2 protein-coding genes are annotated in these 2424 nt (G+C 53.7%); one reads left to right on the top strand and one right to left on the bottom strand.

Going from position 1 to position 2424, the window contains the following annotated elements; translation table 11 throughout:
• Positions 1-270, top strand: a 270-nt coding sequence (locus B9Y59_RS16045) for a hypothetical protein (RefSeq protein ID WP_207651493.1), incomplete at its 5' end; no start/stop codon positions are given.
• Between the two features lie 871 nt (positions 271-1141).
• Here the strand turns inward: B9Y59_RS16045 and B9Y59_RS00700 are convergent.
• On the bottom strand, positions 1142-2347 hold the full coding sequence (locus B9Y59_RS00700) for a hypothetical protein (protein WP_442856168.1): 1206 nt from the start codon (positions 2345-2347) through the stop codon (positions 1142-1144).
• Between the last annotated feature and the right edge of the window lie 77 nt (positions 2348-2424).

Here is a 2424-nt window from a genome sequence, read left to right as displayed (position 1 = left end):
CCGGAAGGGTGGTGTAAACGCCTGTGCTCCGGCCCGGTGGACGCACAGCGCCTTTCGCGCCTACGGCGTCTTCTACGCAAGCTTTCTGCTATCGGCTGCCGGGTGCTTGATCGAATATGTACACGTTTATACCTTACACAAATTGCCCGGCGTTCAGCCAACAGTCACCGTACAATGCAGCTTCGCATCCTGGTCCGGAAGGGTGGTGTAAACACCTATGCTCTGGCCCGGTGGACGCACAGCGTCTTCCACGCCTGCGGCGTTTCCTGAGCAAGCTTTCTGCTATCAGCTGCCGGGTGCTTGATCGAATATGTACACGTTTATACCTTACACAAATTACCCGGCGTTCAGCCAATGGTTACCGTGCAATGCAGTTTCGCATTCTGGCCCGGAAGTGTGGTGTAAACGCCTGTGCTCCGGCACGGTGGACGCACAGCGTCTTCCGCGCCTGCGGCGTCTCCTACGCAAGCTTTCTGCTATCAGCTACCGGGTGCTTGATCGAATATGTACACGTTTATACCTTACATAAATTGCCCGGCGTTCAGACAATGGTTACCGTACAATGCAGTTTCGCATCCTGACTCGGCAGGGTGGTGTAAACGCCTGCGCTCCGGCACGGTGGACCATAGCGCCTTTCGGCCTGCAATCTTTTGCTTCCTTTTGGAAATTCCCATACATTTTATCTTTCGCTTACATCCCAAGTACACAAAGTCTCAACGCAGTAAACCCCCGCCCCGGTTTCCCGGAGCGGGGATTCTGCTCTTTGCGAAAGGGGCTCCCTTCGCTCAATTTACTAAGATGTCCGCCAAGGATGGCTGGGCCATGCTCCTGTGGACGCACAGCGTCTTCCGCGCCTGCGGCGTCTCCTGCGCAAGCTTTCTGCTATCGGCTACCAGGTGTTTGATCGAATATGTACACGTTTATACCTTACATAAATTGCCCGGCGTTCAGCCAATGGTTACCGTGCAATGTAGTTTTGCATTCTGGCCCGGAAGGGTGGTGTAAACGCCTGTGCTCCGGCCCGGTGGACGCACAGCGTCTTCCTCGCCTGCGGCGTCTCCTACGCAAACTTTCTGCTATCGGCTGCCGGGTGCTTGATCGAATATGTACACGTTTATACCTTACACAAATTGCCCGGCGTTCAGCCAACGGTTACCGTGCAATGCAGTTCTGCATTCTGGCCCGGCAGGGTGGTGTAAACACCTGTGCTCTGGCCCGGTGTACCAACTGCATAAACTCTGTAGTAGTAGTCATTGCCGATCTGGGACACAAACTGCGTCTTCAGAACGCTTCCGTTGCCCACTGTGAAGCTCGGCGCCAGTCCGTTTCCATTGACCACGGTCATCTTGAAGGTGTACATGCTTCCTCTGTTCAGCGTGATGGCATTTGCCGCATCACTGCGCACACTTGCCGCTGCACTCTGGCTTGCGGAAACCACACCCGCTGCTCCATATGTGTTGCTTACATTTCTCGATGTGGAGCCGCTCTTCTTCGCTGTCGTCGTCTTTGTCTCCAGGTTCTGGATGCTTGCTTCCAGTGCTTCTACGGCACTCTTGACCTCTTCTTCGGTCGCTGCTTCATTGTTCAACACAACCTTTGCGTTGCTCAATGCCTTCTGCATCGCTGCCACGCTCTTTGCTGTGTACTTGCTGGTGTTCACTGCCTCTGCTTTTCCAATCAGGTCTTTCAGAGCGTCCTTGTTCGGAATCATACGCAGTGCTGTAATCGCATTGAGCAGTTCTTCGGCCTTCTCGTCCACTGCCTCCTGGGTTGCATTGTCATTTTCCAACAGAGTTTCTGCATCGCCCAGGATGGTTTCAAAGGTCGTCCAGGTTTCGNCTGTGCTCTGGCCCGGTGTGCCAACTGCATAAACTCTGTAGTAGTAGTCATTGCCGATCTGGGACACAAACTGCGTCTTCAGAACGCTTCCGTTGCCCACTGTGAAGCTCGGCGCCAGTCCGTTTCCATTGACCACGGTCATCTTGAAGGTGTACATGCTTCCTCTGTTCAGCGTGATGGCATTTGCCGCATCACTGCGCACACTTGCCGCTGCACTCTGGCTTGCAGAAACCACACCCGCTGCTCCATATGTGTTGCTTACATTTCTCGATGTGGAGCCGCTCTTCTTCGCTATCGTCGTCTTTGTCTCCAGGTTCTGGATGCTTGCTTCCAGTGCTTCTACGGCACTCTTGACCTCTTCTTCGGTCGCTGCTTCATTGTTCAACACAACCTTTGCGTTGCTCAATGCCTTCTGCATCGCTGCCACGCTCTTTGCTGTGTACTTGCTGGTGTTCACTGCCTCTGCTTTTCCAATCAGGTCTTTCAAAGCGTCCTTGTTCGGAATCATACGCAGTGCTGTAATCGCATTGAGCAGTTCTTCGGCCTTCTCATCCACTGCCTCCTGGGTTGCATTGTCATTTTCCA

The organism is Anaeromassilibacillus sp. Marseille-P3371, from assembly GCF_900169665.1.
GTDB lineage: Bacteria > Bacillota > Clostridia > Oscillospirales > Acutalibacteraceae > Anaeromassilibacillus.
Note: the sequence above shows the minus strand (reverse complement) of the source record. Positions and strands in the feature narration are given on the sequence as shown.